Below are 18,653 nucleotides of genomic sequence, written 5' to 3' on the forward strand. Positions count from 1 at the left end.
GGGGGATGACGAGCGTCGCAATCGCTGACGCAATCACGTGAAACTCTAGCCGAGCCCGCCGGAGGGCTCCGACTTCGTGACGGCGGGAGACACCGCCGGCCGCGGCGATGAGGCGGCACGAGGGTCAGGCGAGCGGCACCCAGCGGGTGAATGCGGCGATGATGTCCATGCTGAGCGCGGCCGACACACCGAGTCCGACCGCGTAGAACGCGATCTGCACGATCGGGCCGCGACGCCGACCGAACGCGAACGCGGCCGCGAACAGGGCGAGCGGAAGCACGATGGCGAGCACGAGCAGGAACCAGCCGAAGCCGTTGATGCCGGCCTCGAGGTGAGCGGCGAGCGTCGACATGCCGATGAGGTTGCCGAGCGCCTCCCACACGTCGTAGGCGTAGAAGAGGCCGAAGAGCACGGCGAGCGTGACGGCGAGCCAGAGCGGCGTGCCGGACACCCGCGACCGGGTCGTCGACGCGTCGTCGACGCCGGTGGGCTCGCGACGCACCGGCTCCTCCCCTGCTCCGGCGCTCATGCGGTGACCCCGGTTCCGAGCAGGAACGGCAGCGGCACGAGCACGATCGCTCCGGCGACGAGCCAGAGGATCCTCACCCGGGAGCGCCCCTGCGACAGCCAGAGCGTGATCCCGAACCACAGGGGAACCGCGAGCACCGCCAGCCAGCCGCCGAGCCCGAACATGAACTGTGCCACGGGATCGACCGAGCCGGTCGAGAGCCGCGTGGCCACGATGATCCAGCCGACGGCGTACAGCAGGTACACGCCGCCGAGCACCCCGAGCACGACGAGTTCGACCGATCCGGTCGGCGAAGCGGCATCCGCTCGGTCTGTCGATGACGTCGTCGAGGAGCCGGATGCCGCTGCGCTGGCGTCGCCGTCAAATGAGGGTGCGTTCGGTTCAGTGGGAGCCGCGGGACTGCCGATCGTCTTCCAGCCCGGAGCGAGCGTCGGATCGTCGTCGCCCTCCCACCGAAGGGCGTCGTCGTCGGAGTCGCGGGTCATGTCCTCAGCCTAGCGATCACGACGACGACGCACTGGGCGGCGATTCCGTGAGGGCTCAATGGCCAGTCATCTGGAGTCGTCGCTCGCTCAGGTCGCGGTAGGCGTCCCCGACGACCGGGCCGCCGATGCCGGCGCGACGCTCAGCCAGGTCGCGATAGGTGTCGCCGGCCATCGGTCCGCCGACGCCGGCGCGGCGCTCCGCCTGATCGAGGTAGAGCCCGGTTCGTGCTTGCGCGCCGTCACGGGACATAGCCGCCCGGCGCTCTGCGAGGTCGAGGTATGCAGCTCGCTGCTCCACGATCTGGGCGTCGGACAGCCGATCGGAATCGGGCTCGGTGATCTGCCGTTGCCCTGCACAGGAGGAGAGGGCAAGGCCGGCAGAAGCCGCAAGAAGCGCGGCGGCGATGATGCGTTGGATCTTCTGTGACGTGTTCATGACCACAGGTTCGCGGCCGTCGGTATGCCCCCGGGTTTGGTTCGGTATGGAACGGGTATGGCCGCCTCCCGCCTGTCGTTGACAACCGCCATGGCCGCGCCCACACTGCAGGTGTGGAGATCCGAGTGCTCGGTGACCTCACGATCGACGGCGGGCGACTCAGTCCGAAAGAGCGTTCCCTGCTCGCCGCCCTCGTCCTCCGGGCTGGCAACGTCGTCACACCGCCTGAGTTGGCCGATGCGGTGTGGGGCGACGAGCTCCCGAGCACTTGGCCGAAACAGGTGCAGGCCTTTGTCGTCCAGATCCGCCGAGCACTGGGCTCGACGTCCATCGCCACGACACGTGGCGGCTACCGACTCCGGATCGATCCCGACTCGATCGATGCCGTCCGCTATGAGCGGCTCATCGAGATCGCCGGCGTCCACCGTGCAAACGGGGACCCAGTGCGTGCCATCGATGTGCTTGAGCGAGCAGCCTCACTCTGGAGCGGAGCGCCGTACTCGGACCTCGGCGAGTGGCCGGCCGCGATCGCAGAGGCGGAACGCCTCGAGGAGATCAGGAAGTCCGCAGAGGAGGACCTGCAGGCGGCAAGGCTCGAGGGTGGCGAGCACCGGGCCGTCGTCCCCGACGCGGAGCGCCTGGTCAAGGCCGATCCTCTTCGCGAACGGCGGTGGGCGATCCTCGTGACGGCGCTCTATCGGAGCGGCCGTCAGGCCGACGCCCTTGCCACACTGCGGAGCGCGCGGGAGCGGCTGGCTGACGAGCTTGGCATAGAACCCGGAGCAGAACTCGTTGCGCTCGAATCGGCGATCCTGCATCAGGATGCCTCGCTCGACGCGCCATTGAGACCCGAGCTCACGAGTGCTGACTGCCCCTACCGCGGCCTGCAGCCGTTCGGCACTGACGATGCCGAAGAGTTCTTCGGGCGGGATGCCGACGTCCAAGCTGCGCTGGCCCGGCTCTCGGGTTTGCCCTTCCTCGCCATCTCCGGGGCATCCGGGGCCGGGAAATCCTCGCTGGTGCTGGCCGGTATCGTCCCCGCACTCCGGGCTCGCGGTGATCTCGTGGTCGTCCTCGGCTCGGGGGCGACGCCGATCGCTCGACTCCGAGACGCATTGTCTGGTCGAGGCAACGCCGACGTCGTCGTCATCGACCAGTTCGAAGAGCTGTTCCACTCCGGCCTCCCTGACGCGCACGTGGCCGAGTTCTCTGCTCTGATCGCGGATGCCGTCGCAGTGGGACAGCGAGTGATCGTCGCCGTACGCGCTGACTTCCTCAGCTCATGCGCAGCGGAGCCGAGCATCGGGCCGCTGTTCGCGGCGGGTGTCCACCTCGTCGGTCCGCTCGGTCCCGACGGGCTTCGCAGTGCCATCGAGGAGCCGGCCCGCCTCGCCGGGCTCCGTCTTGAGCCGGGGCTCGTCGAGCTGATCCTGCGAGATGCCGCCGGCGCGCCGGGCGTGCTCCCCCACGTCTCGCACGCCCTCGTGGAGACCTGGCTGCGCCGTGAGGGTGCCACGCTCACGGTCGCCGGGTACGAGGATTCCGGCGGCATCTCGGGCGCGATCGCCAAATCGGCCGACCAGCTCTACTTGTCGCTCGATCCCGACGCACGAGCGACCTGCCGAGCCACGTTCCTGCGACTCGTCGAGATCAGCGCTGACGGGGCGCCGATGCGCCGGCGTATCCCGATCACCCCGATGCGGCAGGATGCAGCGCACGACCGAGTGCTCACGAGTCTGGCACGGGCCCGCTTGGTGAGCGCCGATGAGGACTCGCTCATCGTCGCGCACGAGTCGCTCGCGACGGCGTGGCCACGCCTTCGCGGATGGCTCGAGGACGACACCGAGGGTGTTCGCGCGATGAGCGCGCTCGCGAGCGCAGTGAGCACCTGGGAGGCGGATGGTCGACCCGACGAGGACTTGTACCGTGGAGCCCGCCTCAACGCCGTCCTCGCATGGCGCGATGCCGCAGACCCCGAACTCACCGAATCGGAAGTCGACTTCCTCGAGGCATCCGCGGAGCAGGAGCGTGCCGCCATCGACGAGATCGAGCACCGTGCCAAGCACGACCGGAGGCAGAACCGACGACTGCGCGTGCTGCTGGCCGCGGCCGTGACGCTGTTCGCCGTCGCCGTCACCGCAGGTGGGTTCGTCGCGGCCGGCTCGACCGAGACCGCTCACCAGCGGGAGACGGCCCAGATCGAGGCCCTCACGAGCACGGCACTGTCGCTTCGCGGAACGGACCGGGACGTCGCGGCCCTGCTCGCGGCGGAAGCCCACCGACGGTGGCCAGACGACCCTCGCACGCGCTCTGCGCTCATGGGCGCCATGACGAGTTCCCACGGCCTTCTCGCGACGACGCATCTCGAGGGCGTTGACGGCATGTCGGGCACCCTCATCCCGGGAACTCGGCGCGCGGTCGCCGTGACCGCGGACGGGTCCGCGGTGTACGACATCGATTCCGGTGCGCTCGTGCACCCCGTCGACCTGCCGAAGGAGAGTCCCGACACCGACAGCCGGTACGGTCCAGCGGTCAGTGGAAATGGAGCGCGGGTCGCGAATGCGGATCGGATCCTCGACGACACCGATACGCAGGTGGGGATTCGGCTCTCCGTTGCCGACCTCGCGACCGGGGCCCTGATCCGCCCAACGATTGAGCTCGACTTCCCGCTCAGTTCCATCACGATGAACCACGGAGGCGACCTGATCGCCGCGATCGACCAGATCGGCACGCTGCGGCTCATCGATGCGGACACCGGGCTAATCCGGCAGGTCACCGGCACCTCCGTCCACGATGCGCAAGACGCCACGGACCGCGCCGGTGCTGTGCGCTTCATCCCCAACGGACGACTCGTCTACGGCACCGTCGAGGGGCCGCTGCAGGTGGTGGACCCGGACGCGGCTGCCGTGGTCGCCACGGTGCCCATGCCCGCGGAGTCGACGAACGTCTCCATGACGGTCGTCTCGGACACGCGCGTCATCACGGCGGGCGACCAATGGATCTCGTCCATCGACATCGCCGCGGGCCGGGTCGACTGGTCGCAGCAGTTGCTGACCACGACCGACGATCCGTGCCCCTGGGTGACGGCATCCGTCGAACTCCGGACCGTGTACTGCGGCGACCTGTTCGGTCACATCGACGAGCGGAGCCTCGACACCGGCGCGCCGACCGAGCGCTCATTCGACCCGCAACTCGGGTTCGTCGGCACCATGTCCGTCGTGGAAGACCGGCAGGAGCTCGTGGTCGTCGGCCGTGGCACGGCGATCACGCGCTGGAAGCTCGACGGGTCCGGTGCCGTCACACGGGTCCTCGCGCCCGGTTGGGTGATCCGAGATAGGTACTCGCCGGCCGGTTCGAGCCTTGTCGTCGCCCGCCGAGCGGATGGCGTGGAGTGGTGGGGGGACTACCGCGAGTTCGCGGTGCTCGACACACGCACGGAGGAGCTGCTTCTGCGCGTTCCCACCCCCTCATTCGGGGTCATGTGGGCGGGCGAGTCAACCCTGGTCGGCGACTTCGGCGGCGTCGGACCGCGCCGAACCGGCTACCTCGACATCCGCACCGGAGAGAGCTATTCGGGTGATCCACTCCCCGAGCACGTGGAGAGCGTCTGGATGAATGCCCGAGGGGACCGGATGCACGTCGGCCGGCCCGGCGGCGAGATCTGGACGATCGACCCGACGACCGGGCGCCGCACCGAACCCACCATGCAGACCGACGGCGGCTATCCGGTCCTCATCTCGACGAGTCCCGATGGCAGCCGCGTGCTCGTGACAAGCTGGAACAAGGAGTACACGCCCGATTCGATCCTCTTCGACGGGGCGACCGGCGAACGGATCCGCAAAGGGCTCGTAGGCATCGGCAGGACGGCTCTGACGGCGCGGGACGAGATCGCCACCATCTTTCGGCTCCAATCCGTCGTCCGCTACGACGCCGACACGTTCGAGCAGATCGGGGCCCTTCCAGGCGCCTCCGGGGGCCTCGACACCCTGAACGTCAGCGCCGACGGCCGCATCCTGAGCACGTATTCCCTGGACAACACGGTGACCCTCTACGACCTCGTGGGCGGCGTGCAGCTCGGCGACCCCATCCCTGTATTTGGCGAGTGGAACTACGAGATGGGGGGCGTGTACTCAGGAGTGCTTCGCGCCGATGGAACAGAACTCGCCGTCAACGTGCCGGCGGGCATCGCGGTGTGGGATCTCCGGCCGTCATCGCAGGCGGATGCCGCCTGCAGGATGGCCGGTCGCGATCTCACGCGCGACGAGTGGATCGCCTATCTCTCCGACCTCGGTCCCTACCGATCGACGTGTGGCTTCGGCGGCGAGTGAGCCGACGACCCCTAGCCCTCGGCGAGACACCGGCCATCGACCCGCGGCCGCGCGACGCCGAACTCGAAGTCCACCTTCGCGCCCTCGACGGCCCCCAGCTCACCACTGCTGAAGTTCGGCTCCCCGTGCATCGTCTCAGGACCGCCCAGACCGAGTTCCGCCCACGCCAGCGCGATGCGGTCGACGGCGGCGATGTTGAGTTCCGTGACCTCGCGGTCGTGTTCGTCACTCGTCGTGTCGGTGATGACCCCCATCGCGAGCTCGGCGTCGATGCGAAGACGGATGCCGCCATCGCAGGCTTCCTCGATCACCGGCACGGCCGGCGAGTCGCGCCAGAATGCCTCGGGCCCCGCGGCCTCAACGGCTGCGGCCGCGAGTGCGGCGAACTGCCGGCGGCTCTCCGCGACGCCCGGCACCCGTTCGTCGGCGCGGGGTTCCTGACCGGGGAATCCGGTGCCGGGGTCAGCGGGCGCGTCGTCTTCGTCGGGCAAGTCGGCGTCGCCGCGAGACTCCGCCGCCGGGGCGACGGGCTCGTGGAGTGCCGCGCTGACGACGAACGCGAGTCCGCAGAGCGCGACGAGAACGACGCCCGCGCACGCCGCGATGACCAGTGCTCGCGACCGAAACGGGCCCAGCGCCGCGAGGAGCGCCGCGAAGAGCAGCACACCGGTTGCGACGAGTCCGAGGAGCTGCAGCGATTCGAGCCACTGCGGCGCGAGCCGCAGCGCGGTGTCGCCCTGCCAGCAGAACCCCTGCACCGGGAACGATTGGGACCGGAACGCACCTCCACCGAGCGGCGCACACGCGTCATCGGGGTCGTACCACCCCCAAGCCCGAGCGGCCGAGGTGGCGGCGTGCAGTGTTGTGGCGGCGAACCCGCCGGCGACGGCGGCGAGCATGGCGGCGACCCAGGCATTCGGCTCCGGCAGCGGCCGGCGGGCGCGGCGCCGTGCCCACGCGTGGGCGGCGATGCCGATCGCGACCGAGACCCCGAGCCACGCGAAGAACGCCGGCGCCGTGACGAACGCCGCGTCACGACCCTCAGGTCGCCAGGATTGGGCGATCACCCAGACCCACCCAGCTCCGGGGACGGCGGCGAGGGCGGCGCCGACGCCCACGGCAGTCTCTCGGGCCGCTCGGCTCCAATCGAGGGCGCGGGCCACGAGGAGACCGAACGCGCCGCCCGCTCCACCGAACACGGCGGCGAGGACGAACGCGGCCATGAACGGCGGCGTCAGGAAGAGTAGCGGTGGGAACACGGCGCTGCCGGCGAGCAGCAGCCCGGCGACGATCGAGCCCACCGCCACGGCGCACGAGAACAGTCGCGCGGCTTCGACGAGTGCGCCGCCGGGCTCACCGTCGGGCTGAGCCTTCACCAGCTTCCCGCGGTCGTCTTCCTCCACGTCGGTTCCTGCGGCAGCGTCACTCACGCGCGCACCGAGGCCTGCGCCGCAGCGACGGCAGCGCGCACGAGCTCCGCGTCGGTGGCGTCGAAGCCGATCTCGCCGCCGCCCGGCCCGCTCGGTCCGCCTCGTTCGTCGTGGCGACGAGCTGACAGGTGCACCGCGTCGACGCCGATTGCCGCAAGCGCCCCGATGTCGTCGACGCCGACGCCCCCGCCGGCCATCACCTCGACGCTGCCGCGAACCTCCGACGCCATTCGCGCGAGCGTCGGCAGGCCGGCACGGCAGTCCGCTGCACCCCCGGAGGTGAGCACGCGACGCACGCCCGTGCCCGCGAGCGCGGCGACGGCGGCGAGCGGGTCCGTGGCGGCGTCGACCGCCCGGTGCACCGTGACGTCGAGCCCGGCTGCGGCATCGAGGAACGCGACGATCGTGGCGAGGTCGAGCGCACCGGCATCCGTCAGCGCGCCGACGACCACGCCGTCGGCACCGAGCGACCGGGCTGAGCGGATGTCGCGCACGATCGCCTCGACCTCATCGCGGTCGTACACGAATCCCCCACCACGCGGGCGCACGAGCACGTGAACGAACGACGCTGCGGATGCCGCGCGCGCAAGCTCCACGGCGGCCTCGACGAGCCCCGCCGACGGCGTCAGCCCACCGAGCCCGAGCGCCTGGCAGAGCTCGACGCGAGCGGCGCCGCCGCCGAGCGCGATGCGGACGCCCGCGGCATCCTGGACGGCGATCTCGACGGGAAGGAATCCTGGCACCCTTGCCACGCTACCGGCTCGAGTGCGAGTGGCCCGTTCCCGGAGGAAACGCCCCAGCGGGGCCGGCCTGAGCCGACCCCGCTGTGGGGAGTGACGTGTGGGGAGTGCTCAGCGAGCGGCGTCGGCGCGTTCGATGAGCTCGTCGACATACCGGTCGGCGCTCTCCCGCAGGAGGGTGCGATTGAGGCCGGGGTCGGCAGCGGGCGATGCGGTTGCGCAGCCTGCGAGTCCGACCATGGCCGCGACGAGTACGAGACCGGCCGCGAGGACCTTGCGGGTGTTCTGTGTGTGTTCCATGTCTCCACGCTGACGAGGACCGGTATGAATGCGGGTGGCCGCCGGTATGAGCGCGGTATGAACGCCGGCGCTCCGCCATTGACACCGCCCCACGCGACTCCCACACTGCAGGTGTGAGCATCAATGTGCTCGGGGCGCTGTCGACGGATGCCGGGGCGCTCAGCCCGCAGGAACGGGCGGTGGTCGCCGCACTCGCGGTGAATCCCGGACATGAGATGAGCCCCGGGAACCTCGCGGAGGCCTGCTGGGGCGAGTCGGTTCCCCGCACGTGGCCGAAGCAGGTGCAAGCACTCGTGTCCCGCGTCCGCCGCCGGCTCGGACCGCAGAGCATCATGACGACCACGCAGGGCTACGCACTCAGCGTCGCGCCCGAGACGATCGACTCCGTGCGCTTCGAGCGACTCGTCGATCGAGCCCGCGAACAGCAGGGTCAGGGTGACCCGGAACGAGCGATCACGAGATACGAGCAGGCGCTTGCACTCTGGCGTGGTCCTCCCTTCTCCGACGTCGCCGCGTGGCCGCCCGCGTCCATCGGGGCCGCACGTCTTGACGAGATCCGGCGGGCGGCGGAAGAGGACCTGCTCGAGGCGCACCTCGCCTGCGGCGAGCACCACAGCGTGATCGCGGAGGCCGAGAGGCTCGTGCGTGCCGAGCCCCTCTCGGAGCGACGCTGGGCGATCCTCGCACTCGCGCTCTACCGCAGCGGTCGCCAGGCGGATGCGCTCGCGGCCCTCCGGCGCATGCGGGACGAACTCGACTCGCGACTCGGAGTCGACCCTGGCCCTGAGAGCACGTCGCTCGAGACCCAGATCCTGCGCCAGGACCCGCGGCTCGATGCACCGCCGCCCCTGCGAGAGGCGCGGGCTGCAAACCCGTACAAGGGGCTGCGTCCCTTCACGCCCGATGACGCAGCCGACTACTTCGGCCGCGAACCCGAGATCGCGATCGTGCTCGACCGCCTCGACGAGGCGCACCTCGTCGCCGTCGTCGGCCCGTCGGGGAGCGGCAAGTCCTCGCTCGTCCTCGCGGGGGTCGTTCCCCGGCTCAGGGACCGCGGCCGCTCCCCCGTGCTCATCACGCCGGGCACCGGCCGGCGTACGGGCGACATCGTCATCATCGACCAGTTCGAGGAGCTCTTCCAGCTCGGATGGCCGCCCGGCGACATCGCCGCCTACTGCGAGTCCGTCGCAGATGTCGTCGCCGCCGGTCACGATGTCATCCTCACGTTGCGCTCAGACGCCCTCGATCGCTGCGTTGCCGATCCCCGGCTCGGTCCGCTCATCCGCGAAGGACTCGTCGTCCTCGGCCCGCCGAGTGCGGAAGCCCTGCGTTCGGCAATCGTCGAGCCGGCGCGGTTCTCCGGTCTGCGGGTGGAGCACGGGCTGACCGAGCTCATCCTCCGCGACGCCGTCAACGAACCCGGAGTGCTGCCCCTCCTCTCCCACGCCCTCGCTGAGACCTGGCAACGACGTGAGGGGGCGGTACTCACGGTGGAGGCGTACGAGTCGGTCGGGGGCATCCGCGGGGCGATCGCACGGTCGGCCGAAGAGCTGTACGCCGCGCTCGCTCCTGCCGAGCGGACCCAGTGCCAGGCCCTCCTGCGGCGACTCGTGTCGCTCACGCCGGATGGACGCGCCGTGCCGCGCCGGGTGGCCGTCGGCCCGCTTCGATCGGAGCCGCACCGGTCGGCGATCATCGCACGACTCGCGAGCGCGCGGCTGGTGAGCGTGACCGACGAGACGATCACCGTCGCCCATGAATCCCTCGCGACGGCCTGGCCACGCCTGCACTCCTGGCTCGAAGAGGATGCAGAGGGCGCACGCACCCTCGCGCACCTGACCGCCGCTGCCGAATCGTGGGAAGAGGCCGGCCGACCGGCCGACGAGCTCTACCGCGGCGCTCGCCTCCGCACCGCCCTCGAGTGGCGCGACTCGTCGTCGCCCGACCTCACGGCGACCGAATCCGCCTTCCTCGACACGTCTGCGGAGCGCGAGTCCGCAGACGAGCACCGCACCGCCGAACGCGCCCGGCGCGAACGGCGCCAGCGCCGGCTCCGGCGCATCCTGCTCCACGGTCGTGCTCGTCGTTGCGTCGGTCGCCGCGACCGTCCTCGCCGTGCGCGGCGCCGACGACGCGGCACGGCAACGCGAGTCAGCGGACATCGAGAGGTTGGTCGGGACCTCGCTGTCGCTGCGGTCATCGCAGCGCACGGTCGCAGCGCTCCTCGCCGTCGAGGCGCACACCCGCTGGCCCGAGGACCCGCGGACTCGCACCGCCCTCATGGGCACGTTCACGGCGTCCCCCGGGTTGCTCGGGACAGCCACCATCGCCGACACAGGGCGGATCGCCGCCCACACGGTCCCAGGAACGGGCGAAGCCGTCGTCATGCGCGACGACGGAACTGCGGGGATCTACGAGATCGCGACGGCGCGACCGCTCCATGAACTCGAGATCGCACCGAGTCTGTCCAAGCTCCCATGGCGGCCGCTCGTCGCGGTCAGCGCGGATGGGGGTACTGCAGTATTCGTGCGAGCATCGTACGTCTCGGAACTCATCGCCGTGGATCTCGCATCAGGGGATGCGATCGGTCCGACCTTGACGCTGAGCGTTGACGCTGCTGACGTGGCTGTTGATTCCGCGGGATCATTCGCCGTCGTCGCCGGCATCGACGGTCGCATTCGCGCCGTCGACCTGAGCTCGATGCGCGCCTCCGTGGTCGAGTATCCTGTGGCGACCCGTGTGGCTGGCGCGGAGACCAGCGCGGCTTCTGTCGCGTTCCTCGACGACGACCGACTCGTCATCGGATCCATCGATGCCGTTGGCATCGTGGACGTTGCGGCGAGAGATCGCGGCCCTCGGTTCGCGCTTCCGCCCGGGTTCGCGAACCGTGCGATCGCCCCGGTCGGCTCTGTGGTCGTCACGGCCGGCGACAGGGGCATCCTCGCCATGGACGGAGCGTCAGGAGCGGTGCTGTGGAGGCAGGAGATCGACCAGTGGTCATCGGCATGCACGTCGCTGTCGGTCTCCATGACACGTGGCGCCGCATGGTGCGGCAGCCAAGCGGGTGAGGTCGTCCAATACGATCTCGCGACCGGATCGACGACCGCACGGTTCCCGCAACGTGCGAGCGGCGTCTTCCCGAGTGCCGACGGGACCGAGGTCGTGATGACGGGGACGGAAGAACCTGTGCTCTCGCGGTGGGCCCTCGACGGCCGAGGTGCGATCACCCGGGTGATCGCACGCGGATCAACCGGGATAGGCGGATACGACCCGGATGGTTCGGCGCTGCTTGTCGTGGATGACTCCGCCCGTGTGCATGTCTGGGACCCGCGCACCGACGCCAGCCGTGTCGTGCTTCCAGGCGACACCTTCGGCCACGTCTGGGCAGGCATCGATGCGCTGCTCGTGAACGTGGATGGTCGCGCCAAGCCGACATTGCTTGACGCGACGACGGGCGAGCTCCTTCCGAGCGACGGAGTCCCCGAGTTCTCATTCACCGAGTTGACGTGGACCTCCGGCCGTCGAGTCCAAGTCGTCGAGCAAGGGGCTGGTCTTGTGGTCGTCGAACCAACCACCGGCGAGCGCGTGTCCGGGCCGTTCAATCTCGACTCGATGCCGAACTCGGTCAGTTCGCTTCCAGATGACTCCGGCCTGCTCGTCACGACGGCGCACGACGGCGTCTTCACCACCCGGATGTTGGACGCGGAGAGCGGTGAACCCGTCTCGCCTGACCTGGTCGGTCCCGAGATCACCACGCTCGTGGGGGATGCCGTCGTCGTGGGAGCCGAGGGGAGTCGCCTGCTGACCTACGCGATCGACGACTTCGCCGTGATGGGCTCGCTGCCCAGCACCTCCGCCGGCACGAGAACGCTGCAGGCGAGCGCGGATGGCCGTACGCTGCTGGCGACCGGGATCGACGGTTCGGCCTCGTTGTTCGATCTCGAGAGCGGACTCCGTCTCGGTGACGCGATCCCGTCGGCCGGCGAGGTCGGGTTCGCGGCGTCGCTGCGACCCGACGGCCGTGAGCTCGCCGTCGTCCTCGCCGACGGCATGCAACTCTGGGATCTCGATTCCGGGGCCCAGGCCGAAGCGGCGTGCCGGGTCGCAGGACGCGATCTCACGCGCGAGGAGTGGGACGAGCACCTCGGCGCGATCGCACCCTATCGCTCGACGTGCGGGTTCGGGCTGGCCGGCGACTGATCGCTCGCCGACCGCGACACCCACTCCCCCATCGAGCCGCGGGGAACTCTACCGCCCGGACGACCGCCCAAGGGTGCAGAATCAACTCATGACCGACCGCAACGAGCGAGTTCGTCTTGCCATCTACTCCGCCCTCGCCGCCACCGGGCGCCTTCCGTCCGCGACGGCGTTGGCCGAGGAGACGGCCCTCTCCGACTCCGAGCTCGATGAGGCGATGGAGGATCTCGCCGCAGCCAGGCATCTCGTGTTCGGCGACGAACACGAGATCGTCCTCGCCCACCCGTTCGCCACCCGCAACTTCGCATTCTCGGTGATGGGCGATCGAACGCTCTGGTGGGGCGGATGCGCTTGGGACGCCTTCGCCATCCCGAACCTCGTATCCGACGAGCCGGCGGCGCTCGTCGCGACGACGTGCCCCGCGTGCGGCACGGCCCACTCGTGGACGGTGACCACCGACGGGCCTCCGATGGGGACGCAAGTCGCCCATTTCCTCACACCGATGGCGCACGTCTGGGATGACGTCGTGCACGCCTGCGAGAACCAGCGCATCTTCTGCGACGAGTCCTGCGTCGACCGGTGGCTCACGGACACGGGCAACGAACGAGGTGCCGTGTTCGACCTCGCCACGCTCTGGAGACTGGCGTCGAACTGGTATACCGGTCGCCTCGGAACCCCGTATCGACGCCGGGAGCCCAAGGAGGCAGCGGAGTACTTCGCGAGCGTCGGCCTCATCGGGCCGTTCTGGGGCAACGCGCCCTGAAGCACGAACGGCGGGGCCGGCCGAAGCCGACCCCGCCGCGCGGAGTCAAGCGGGTAGCGGATGCCGCGGCCGCCGCCTTGACGGCCGCCTCGACGAGCCCGGCCGACGGGGTGAGCCCGCCGAGCCCGAGCGCCTGGCAGAGCTCGACGCGGCCAGCTCCGGCTTCGAGGGCGATGCGCACTCCCGCGGTGTTACACGGCGATCTCGACGGGAAGAGGCGGAGCGACCATCCTCGACAGGCTTCCCGCCCGCTCGCGCGTTTCGCCGCGCATTGACGCGACCCTGCTGTGGGCGCAACATATTTGCATGGACGTCGATGCATGGGGGATGCGTTCGCACGGTGACTCCTCTGTCGCGGCGCCCCGACGTTGCAGCGGCAGAGTGCGTGCAGCGCTCGCGGGTGCGCTGATCCTCGTGACCGCGCTCGCCGGATGCAGCGCTGATTCTCGCTCGCCGGGTGGCAGGAGCTCCTCGGCGAGCCCGACTGAGGCGAACGGCATGGGCGACAACGACGGCGGCGGGGCCGTGCACGAAGTCACGTTCGACGAGCTCCTCGAGGATCCGGCGACATTCGTCGGGCAGCCCGTGCGCGTGACCGGCAGCGTGTACTTCGTCGCCGAGTGCCCGCCGCCCGGAAGCGCAAACACCGACTGCGTGCTGTTCGGCTACCTCGCCGGTCCCGCCCGACGCACACTCATCGCCGCCGACGTGGGCCAGACGATCGCCCTCGCCGAGGGCGGCAGGAGGCTCAGCTGTCTGGAGGGCAGCCTGCCCACACCGACCTGCGGTGATTGGGCGAGCGAGTCGACGTATACGATCGACGGTATCGTGCAACAGCAGGTGCTCGGCGGCCGGGAGACCTCGCTCGTGCAGCTCGACGTGTCAGAGAAGAGCGCGCCGCAACCCTGGTGACCTCCGAATTGGGGGGTAGCCCATCGTCCATTCGGGTCTGGACACATGCGGGACACGGGGCCAATATCTGCGGTGTCGAGCGCGTTCGAAGTGGGATGGGGGAACGTCCCCGAGCGCGCCGAGGGGGTTGGTCATGACCGAACGATTTGTCGCGCGCGCGGCACGGGGATCGCACTCGCGGAAGGCGGCCGCGGTCATCGCGGCATTCGCGTTCGTCGGGGTGACGTTGTTCGCCTTTCCGGTTGAAGCAGCGACGATCGACGCCGATTACGTGGCACAGGGACCGTCGCCGATCACGGGCGGCCAGGTCGAGTCGGTCACTCCGAACAATGAAGTGGCCGGCGCGGTGCAGACCGTCGTCGCCCACCCGAGCGATCCGAACATCGCGTGGGTCGGCACGGTCAACGGCGGCGTCTGGCGCACCTTCAACGCCACCGCAGCCTCACCCACCTGGACACCGCTCACGGATCAGCAGGCGAGCCTGTCGATCGGTGCGCTCGAACTCGACCCGACGGTCGCGACCAACACCGTCCTCCTCGCGGGCATCGGCCGGGTGAGCTCGTTCGGCCGCATCTCCGGACCGCTCAACGGCCTGCTGCGCACAGCCGATGCCGGAACGACCTGGACCCCGCTCGGCGCGGCCCAGCTCGCGGGCGAGAGCATCTCCGGGGTCGCACCCCGTGGCGCGACGATCGTCGTCGCCTCGAACGGCAACACCAACGCCAACGGCGCGGGGCAGGGCGGCATCTACCGGAGCACCGACGGCGGCGCGAACTTCACGCGTCTTTCGGGCAACGGCACGAGCGGACTCCCCAACGTCGGCGTCTTCGACCTCGTCGGCGACCGCTCGAACAACGCTGTGCTCTACGCAGGCACCCAGCAGGGCATCTTCCGCAGTACCGACACCGGACTCAACTGGCAGAACGTCACGAATCAGGTCACCGGCATCGGCAACGCGACCACGAACAACCTCGAGTTCGCGGTCCACAACAGCGCCGGCAACAATGTCGTCTACGCCGGCGTCATCAACAACGGCCAGCTGAACGGCCTCTGGCGGTCGGTCGACCAGGGTGCCAACTGGGTGCAACTCGACACGCCGGTCACGAACGAGGGCGGCACGATCGTCGGCCTCCAGCCGCGTGAGAAGCCGGGGAGCCAAGGTGCCGTGCACTTCTCAATGCTCGCCGATCCCACCGACCCGACCCTCGTGTACGTCGGCGGCGACCGCCAGCCGAACAACAACGGCTTCCCGAACTCCGTCGGGGCGAACACGTTCAGCGGGCGATTGTTCCGGTGCGACTCGGCCCTCGCCGCGAACACGCAGTGCACGTCCCTGACCCACAACGGCACGGCGAACAACAGCTCACCGCACGCCGACTCTCGGGAGATGGTCTTCGACGCCAACGGCGACATCCTCGAGGGCGACGACGGCGGTGTCTACCGCCAGACCGATCCCTCGACGACGAACGGCGCCTGGCAGTCGATCAACGGCAACCTCCAGATCGGCGAACACCATTCCTGCGGCTACGACAGCGTCGGCGAGATCATCCTCTGCGGTGACCAGGACACCGGCGCTCCCGAGCAGTCTGCATCCGGCAGCGCGAGCTGGACAACATTGAGTGCCGGCGACGGCGGCTTCGTCGCCGTCAACGACGCGGGCGCCTCCTCGATCCGCTTCAGCAGCTCGAACAGCTTCGGCGCCGGTTCCTTCCTCCGGCGCACCTGCACGGCCGCGAACGTCTGCGTGAACTCCGCGCCGGGCTTCAACGTCGTCGGTCAGGGCCAGACGATCCAGAACTTCGAGGTCGACGGCGCCGGCAATTCGACGCTGCCCCTGTACACGCCGCTCGCCATCAACACGATCGACCCGACGCGCTTCATCGTCACGTCGAACCGTGTCTACGAGTCGACCGATTCGCTCGACAACCTCAACATCATCGTCAACACCCTCGGCGCGAACACGGGGACCACGAGGGCGATCGCGTACGGCGGTCGTGCCGGCGGTGCCAACAACCCGGGCGTGCTGTGGTTCGGCGACTCTGGCGGCCGGCTGTTCCTGCGCAGCGGCGGCGCCGGCGCGCCGGCCCAGCTGCCCGGCTGGACGAACGGTGCGGCGAGCGACATCATCCTGAACCCCGAGAACTGGGCCGACGCGTTCGTCTCGTCGGGCACGCAGGTGTTCCACACCGTCGACGCCGGCGGGACCTTCACGAACGTGACCGGCAACCTCGGCGCACTGGCTCCGGCCGCGAACGTGCGCTCGCTCGAGATTGTGCCGGTGCCCGGAACGGATGTCCTGGCGCTCCTGGCCGGCACCGACTCCGGCGTCTTCGTGAGCCAGACGCAGAACCTCGGCGTCTGGGCCGAACTCGGCTCCTCGCTCCCCAACACGATCGCGTTCGACCTCCACGTCGACGCGGCCGACGATGTGCTGCTCGTCGGCACCATGGGTCGCGGGACCTGGCTCGTGGAGGACATCGAGGATGTCATCCCGATCGCGGACGTGCGCGTCGCGAAGACCGACTCCCCCGACCCGGTCATCGCCGGCGAGGAACTGTTCTACACGGTGACCGTGACGAATGACGGTCCGGATGCCTCGGCAGGGGTGGTCGTCGTCGACGACCTGCCCGACGAGGTGACGTACCTGTCCGACGACGGCGGCTGCACCTACGACGCGCTCGACCATCAGCTCACCTGTGCGGTCGGCGACATCCCTGCGGGCGAGAGCCGCTCCTTCGTCATCAAGACGCGGGTCCTCGCCGACACGGTCGTCGATGAGGACGACGGGACGCTCCTCATCGAGAACCGCGTGTCGGTCTCGGGAGCGAGCGTCGACGGCAACCTCGCGAACAACACGTTCGTGCAGCGCACGTTCGTGCAGGAGCGCAGCGACCTGAAGGTGACGAAGGTGTGCACGCCCGACGACGAGCTGCCGGCAGGCGAAACCGGCACCTGCACGATCTTCGTGGACAACCTCGGCCCGTCGTCGGCTCGCGACATCGTCGTGACGGACGCCAACCTCAGCGACGGAGCGTTCACGTTCGGTGCCATCACGCCGAGCCAAGGAACCTGCGGCGCGCCCGTCGGCGGCGTGATCACGTGCCAGCTCGGCGACCTCGCAGCTGCGTCGCCCACCGCAACTGGTCGGGCCACCATCGCCGTCGAGGTCTCGGCGAACGAGGACGTCGACATCAACGACGTCGTCACGGTGACCTCGCCTACACCCGACCCGGACCAGTCGAACAACCAGGCCGAGGGGTCGCTCAGCGTGATGGCGGTGGCCGACCTGTCGGTCGACAAGTCCGGTCCCGCGACCGCGACGGCCGGAACGGACATCACGTACACCCTGTCGATCGTGAACGACGGCCCCTCGACGGCGCAGGGCCTCGTCGCAACCGACGTCGTCTCGACCGGGGTGCAGATCCTCTCCGTGAGCGGCTCCGACGGCGCCACGTGCAACGCGGGGGTGCCGGGCGACGCGCAACTGCCCAGCCTCTGCTCCTTCGGCAACCTCGCTCCCGGGGATGCGCGGACGATGACGGTGCAGGTGCACGTGCTGCCCGCCTTTGTCGGCGCACTCCACGACGACGCGCGGGTCACGAGCTCGACGTTCGACAACGATCTCTCCGACAACCTCGACACGATCGTCACCGAAGTGACGGGCTCGGCCGACCTGTCGATCACGAAGTCGGACTCGCCCGACCCGGTGCTCGCGGGTGACGAGCTCACCTACACGATCAACGTGACGAACAGCGGCCCGTCGACGGCGAACGACGTCGAGATCACGGATGAGCTTCCCAACGGCACCACCTTCGTTGAAGGGGTCGACGGCAACGGCGCCACCGTGTGTGCACTCGTGCAGCCGGGCACAGTGATCTGCGACCTCGGTTCGATGGCGCCGGCGGCATCAGTGATTGTCTACCTCACCGTCACGGTCGACCCATCGTTGCCGCCGGACGCGGTGCTCGAGAACACCGCGACGGTGACCTCATCGACCCCTGATCCCGACCTCTCCGACAACGCCGTCACCGAATCGACGAACGTCGACACCGCGGCCGACATCTGGATCGACAAGACCGCAGTGCAGCGCTCGGGCAACCCGGCACCCATGATCGTCTACACCTTGACCGTGCACAACGACACAGGATGCGAGTCGGATGCCCAGTCGACCCCGACGCCGACCTGCGGCACCGGCGGTCCGTCGGATGCCCAGGACATCGTGGTGACCGACGTGCTGCCACTCACCGGGAAGAAGATCGTCGTCCAGTTCATCTCGCCGCAGTGCACCTACGACAAGCCCACGCATGTCGTGACCTGCACGGCCGATGAGCTGCCGGCGGGCGCGACGGTGCAATTCGTCATCGAAGCTCAGGCGAGCGGCAGCGTGGGGACGATCCTGAACACGTCGTCGGTCACGAGCTCGACCTTCGATCCCGAAGCCGGCAATAACACCGACAGCGCCTCCCTCATCATGAAGGGCGGCACCGGCAAGGGCAGCAAGGGGTAAGGCCGGCGAACCAAGCGAACGGCCCG

The 18,653-nt window shown here is 69.5% G+C and carries 13 protein-coding genes; 6 read left to right on the forward strand and 7 right to left on the reverse strand.

Features of this window, described 5'->3' with window-relative positions; genetic code table 11:
* Nucleotides 1-124: 124 nt before the first annotated feature.
* The 3 genes from QFZ29_RS10180 to QFZ29_RS10190 are packed head-to-tail and all read right to left on the reverse strand — an operon-like array spanning nucleotide 125 to nucleotide 1,450.
* Nucleotides 125-529, reverse strand: coding sequence for a hypothetical protein (locus QFZ29_RS10180; RefSeq protein WP_306894005.1), 405 nt, complete (start codon nucleotides 527-529; stop codon nucleotides 125-127).
* Nucleotides 526-1,014 (reverse strand): DNA polymerase III subunit gamma/tau, encoded by a 489-nt coding sequence (locus QFZ29_RS10185; RefSeq protein WP_306894006.1) that lies wholly within the window; start codon nucleotides 1,012-1,014, stop codon nucleotides 526-528. Before QFZ29_RS10185 ends, QFZ29_RS10180 begins: the two co-directional genes overlap by 4 nt.
* A gap of 55 nt (nucleotides 1,015-1,069) precedes the next feature.
* Complete coding sequence (locus QFZ29_RS10190) at nucleotides 1,070-1,450, reverse strand: hypothetical protein (RefSeq protein ID WP_306894007.1); 381 nt, start codon at nucleotides 1,448-1,450, stop codon at nucleotides 1,070-1,072.
* 113 nt (nucleotides 1,451-1,563) lie between these two features.
* Here QFZ29_RS10190 and QFZ29_RS10195 point away from each other — a divergent pair, with 113 nt between their 5' ends.
* The gene (locus tag QFZ29_RS10195) at nucleotides 1,564-5,778 is read left to right on the forward strand and encodes an nSTAND1 domain-containing NTPase (RefSeq protein ID WP_306894008.1); all 4,215 of its coding nucleotides are present in this window, start codon (nucleotides 1,564-1,566) and stop codon (nucleotides 5,776-5,778) included.
* Nucleotides 5,779-5,789: 11 nt separating this feature from the next.
* On the opposite strand, the gene QFZ29_RS10200 is transcribed toward QFZ29_RS10195, so the two are convergent.
* From QFZ29_RS10200 to QFZ29_RS10210, 3 genes are all read right to left on the reverse strand, one after another.
* On the reverse strand, nucleotides 5,790-7,181 hold the full coding sequence (locus tag QFZ29_RS10200) for a hypothetical protein (RefSeq protein ID WP_306894009.1): 1,392 nt from the start codon (nucleotides 7,179-7,181) through the stop codon (nucleotides 5,790-5,792).
* 23 nt (nucleotides 7,182-7,204) lie between these two features.
* Nucleotides 7,205-7,951, reverse strand: a complete 747-nt coding sequence (locus QFZ29_RS10205; RefSeq protein ID WP_306894010.1) for a copper homeostasis protein CutC — start codon at nucleotides 7,949-7,951, stop codon at nucleotides 7,205-7,207.
* 108 nt (nucleotides 7,952-8,059) lie between these two features.
* Nucleotides 8,060-8,248: a hypothetical protein gene (locus QFZ29_RS10210; protein ID WP_306894011.1), complete on the reverse strand. Its 189-nt coding sequence runs from the start codon at nucleotides 8,246-8,248 to the stop codon at nucleotides 8,060-8,062.
* A 113-nt stretch (nucleotides 8,249-8,361) separates the two neighbouring features.
* Between QFZ29_RS10210 and QFZ29_RS10215 the strand changes: the two genes are divergently transcribed.
* From QFZ29_RS10215 to merB, 3 genes are all read left to right on the forward strand, one after another.
* The gene (locus tag QFZ29_RS10215; protein WP_306894012.1) at nucleotides 8,362-10,692 is read left to right on the forward strand and encodes an AfsR/SARP family transcriptional regulator; all 2,331 of its coding nucleotides are present in this window, start codon (nucleotides 8,362-8,364) and stop codon (nucleotides 10,690-10,692) included.
* A gap of 178 nt (nucleotides 10,693-10,870) precedes the next feature.
* Nucleotides 10,871-12,448 carry an outer membrane protein assembly factor BamB family protein gene (locus tag QFZ29_RS10220; protein ID WP_306894013.1) on the forward strand — a complete coding sequence of 526 codons (1,578 nt, stop codon included), beginning with the start codon at nucleotides 10,871-10,873 and terminating at the stop codon, nucleotides 12,446-12,448.
* A gap of 88 nt (nucleotides 12,449-12,536) precedes the next feature.
* Complete coding sequence (gene merB, locus QFZ29_RS10225; RefSeq protein ID WP_306894014.1) at nucleotides 12,537-13,208, forward strand: organomercurial lyase; 672 nt, start codon at nucleotides 12,537-12,539, stop codon at nucleotides 13,206-13,208.
* Here merB and QFZ29_RS10230 read toward each other — a convergent pair.
* Nucleotides 13,177-13,389 (reverse strand): copper homeostasis protein CutC, encoded by a 213-nt coding sequence (locus tag QFZ29_RS10230; RefSeq protein WP_306894015.1) that lies wholly within the window; start codon nucleotides 13,387-13,389, stop codon nucleotides 13,177-13,179. The genes merB and QFZ29_RS10230 overlap by 32 nt on opposite strands.
* Nucleotides 13,390-13,706: 317 nt before the next feature.
* On the opposite strand from QFZ29_RS10230, the gene QFZ29_RS10235 reads away from it, so the two are divergent.
* The gene (locus QFZ29_RS10235) at nucleotides 13,707-14,120 is read left to right on the forward strand and encodes a hypothetical protein (RefSeq protein WP_306894016.1); all 414 of its coding nucleotides are present in this window, start codon (nucleotides 13,707-13,709) and stop codon (nucleotides 14,118-14,120) included.
* 133 nt (nucleotides 14,121-14,253) lie between these two features.
* Complete coding sequence (locus tag QFZ29_RS10240; RefSeq protein WP_306894017.1) at nucleotides 14,254-18,627, forward strand: DUF11 domain-containing protein; 4,374 nt, start codon at nucleotides 14,254-14,256, stop codon at nucleotides 18,625-18,627.
* Nucleotides 18,628-18,653: the final 26 nt, after the last annotated feature.

It is taken from the genome of Agromyces albus (assembly GCF_030815405.1).
GTDB classification, from domain to species: Bacteria; Actinomycetota; Actinomycetes; order Actinomycetales; family Microbacteriaceae; genus Agromyces; species Agromyces albus_A.

Excerpts from the sequence above, each read along its gene's own strand:
- QFZ29_RS10180 (WP_306894005.1), bottom strand. The coding sequence starts at position 529 with ATGAGCGCCGGAGCAGGGGAGGAGCCGGTGCGTCGCGAGCCCACCGGC.
- QFZ29_RS10185 (WP_306894006.1), bottom strand. The coding sequence starts at position 1,014 with ATGACCCGCGACTCCGACGACGACGCCCTTCGGTGGGAGGGCGACGAC.
- QFZ29_RS10190 (WP_306894007.1), bottom strand. The coding sequence starts at position 1,450 with ATGAACACGTCACAGAAGATCCAACGCATCATCGCCGCCGCGCTTCTT.
- QFZ29_RS10210 (WP_306894011.1), bottom strand. The coding sequence starts at position 8,248 with ATGGAACACACACAGAACACCCGCAAGGTCCTCGCGGCCGGTCTCGTA.
- merB (WP_306894014.1), top strand. The coding sequence starts at position 12,537 with ATGACCGACCGCAACGAGCGAGTTCGTCTTGCCATCTACTCCGCCCTC.
- QFZ29_RS10235 (WP_306894016.1), top strand. The coding sequence starts at position 13,707 with ATGGGCGACAACGACGGCGGCGGGGCCGTGCACGAAGTCACGTTCGAC.
- QFZ29_RS10240 (WP_306894017.1), top strand. The coding sequence starts at position 14,254 with ATGACCGAACGATTTGTCGCGCGCGCGGCACGGGGATCGCACTCGCGG.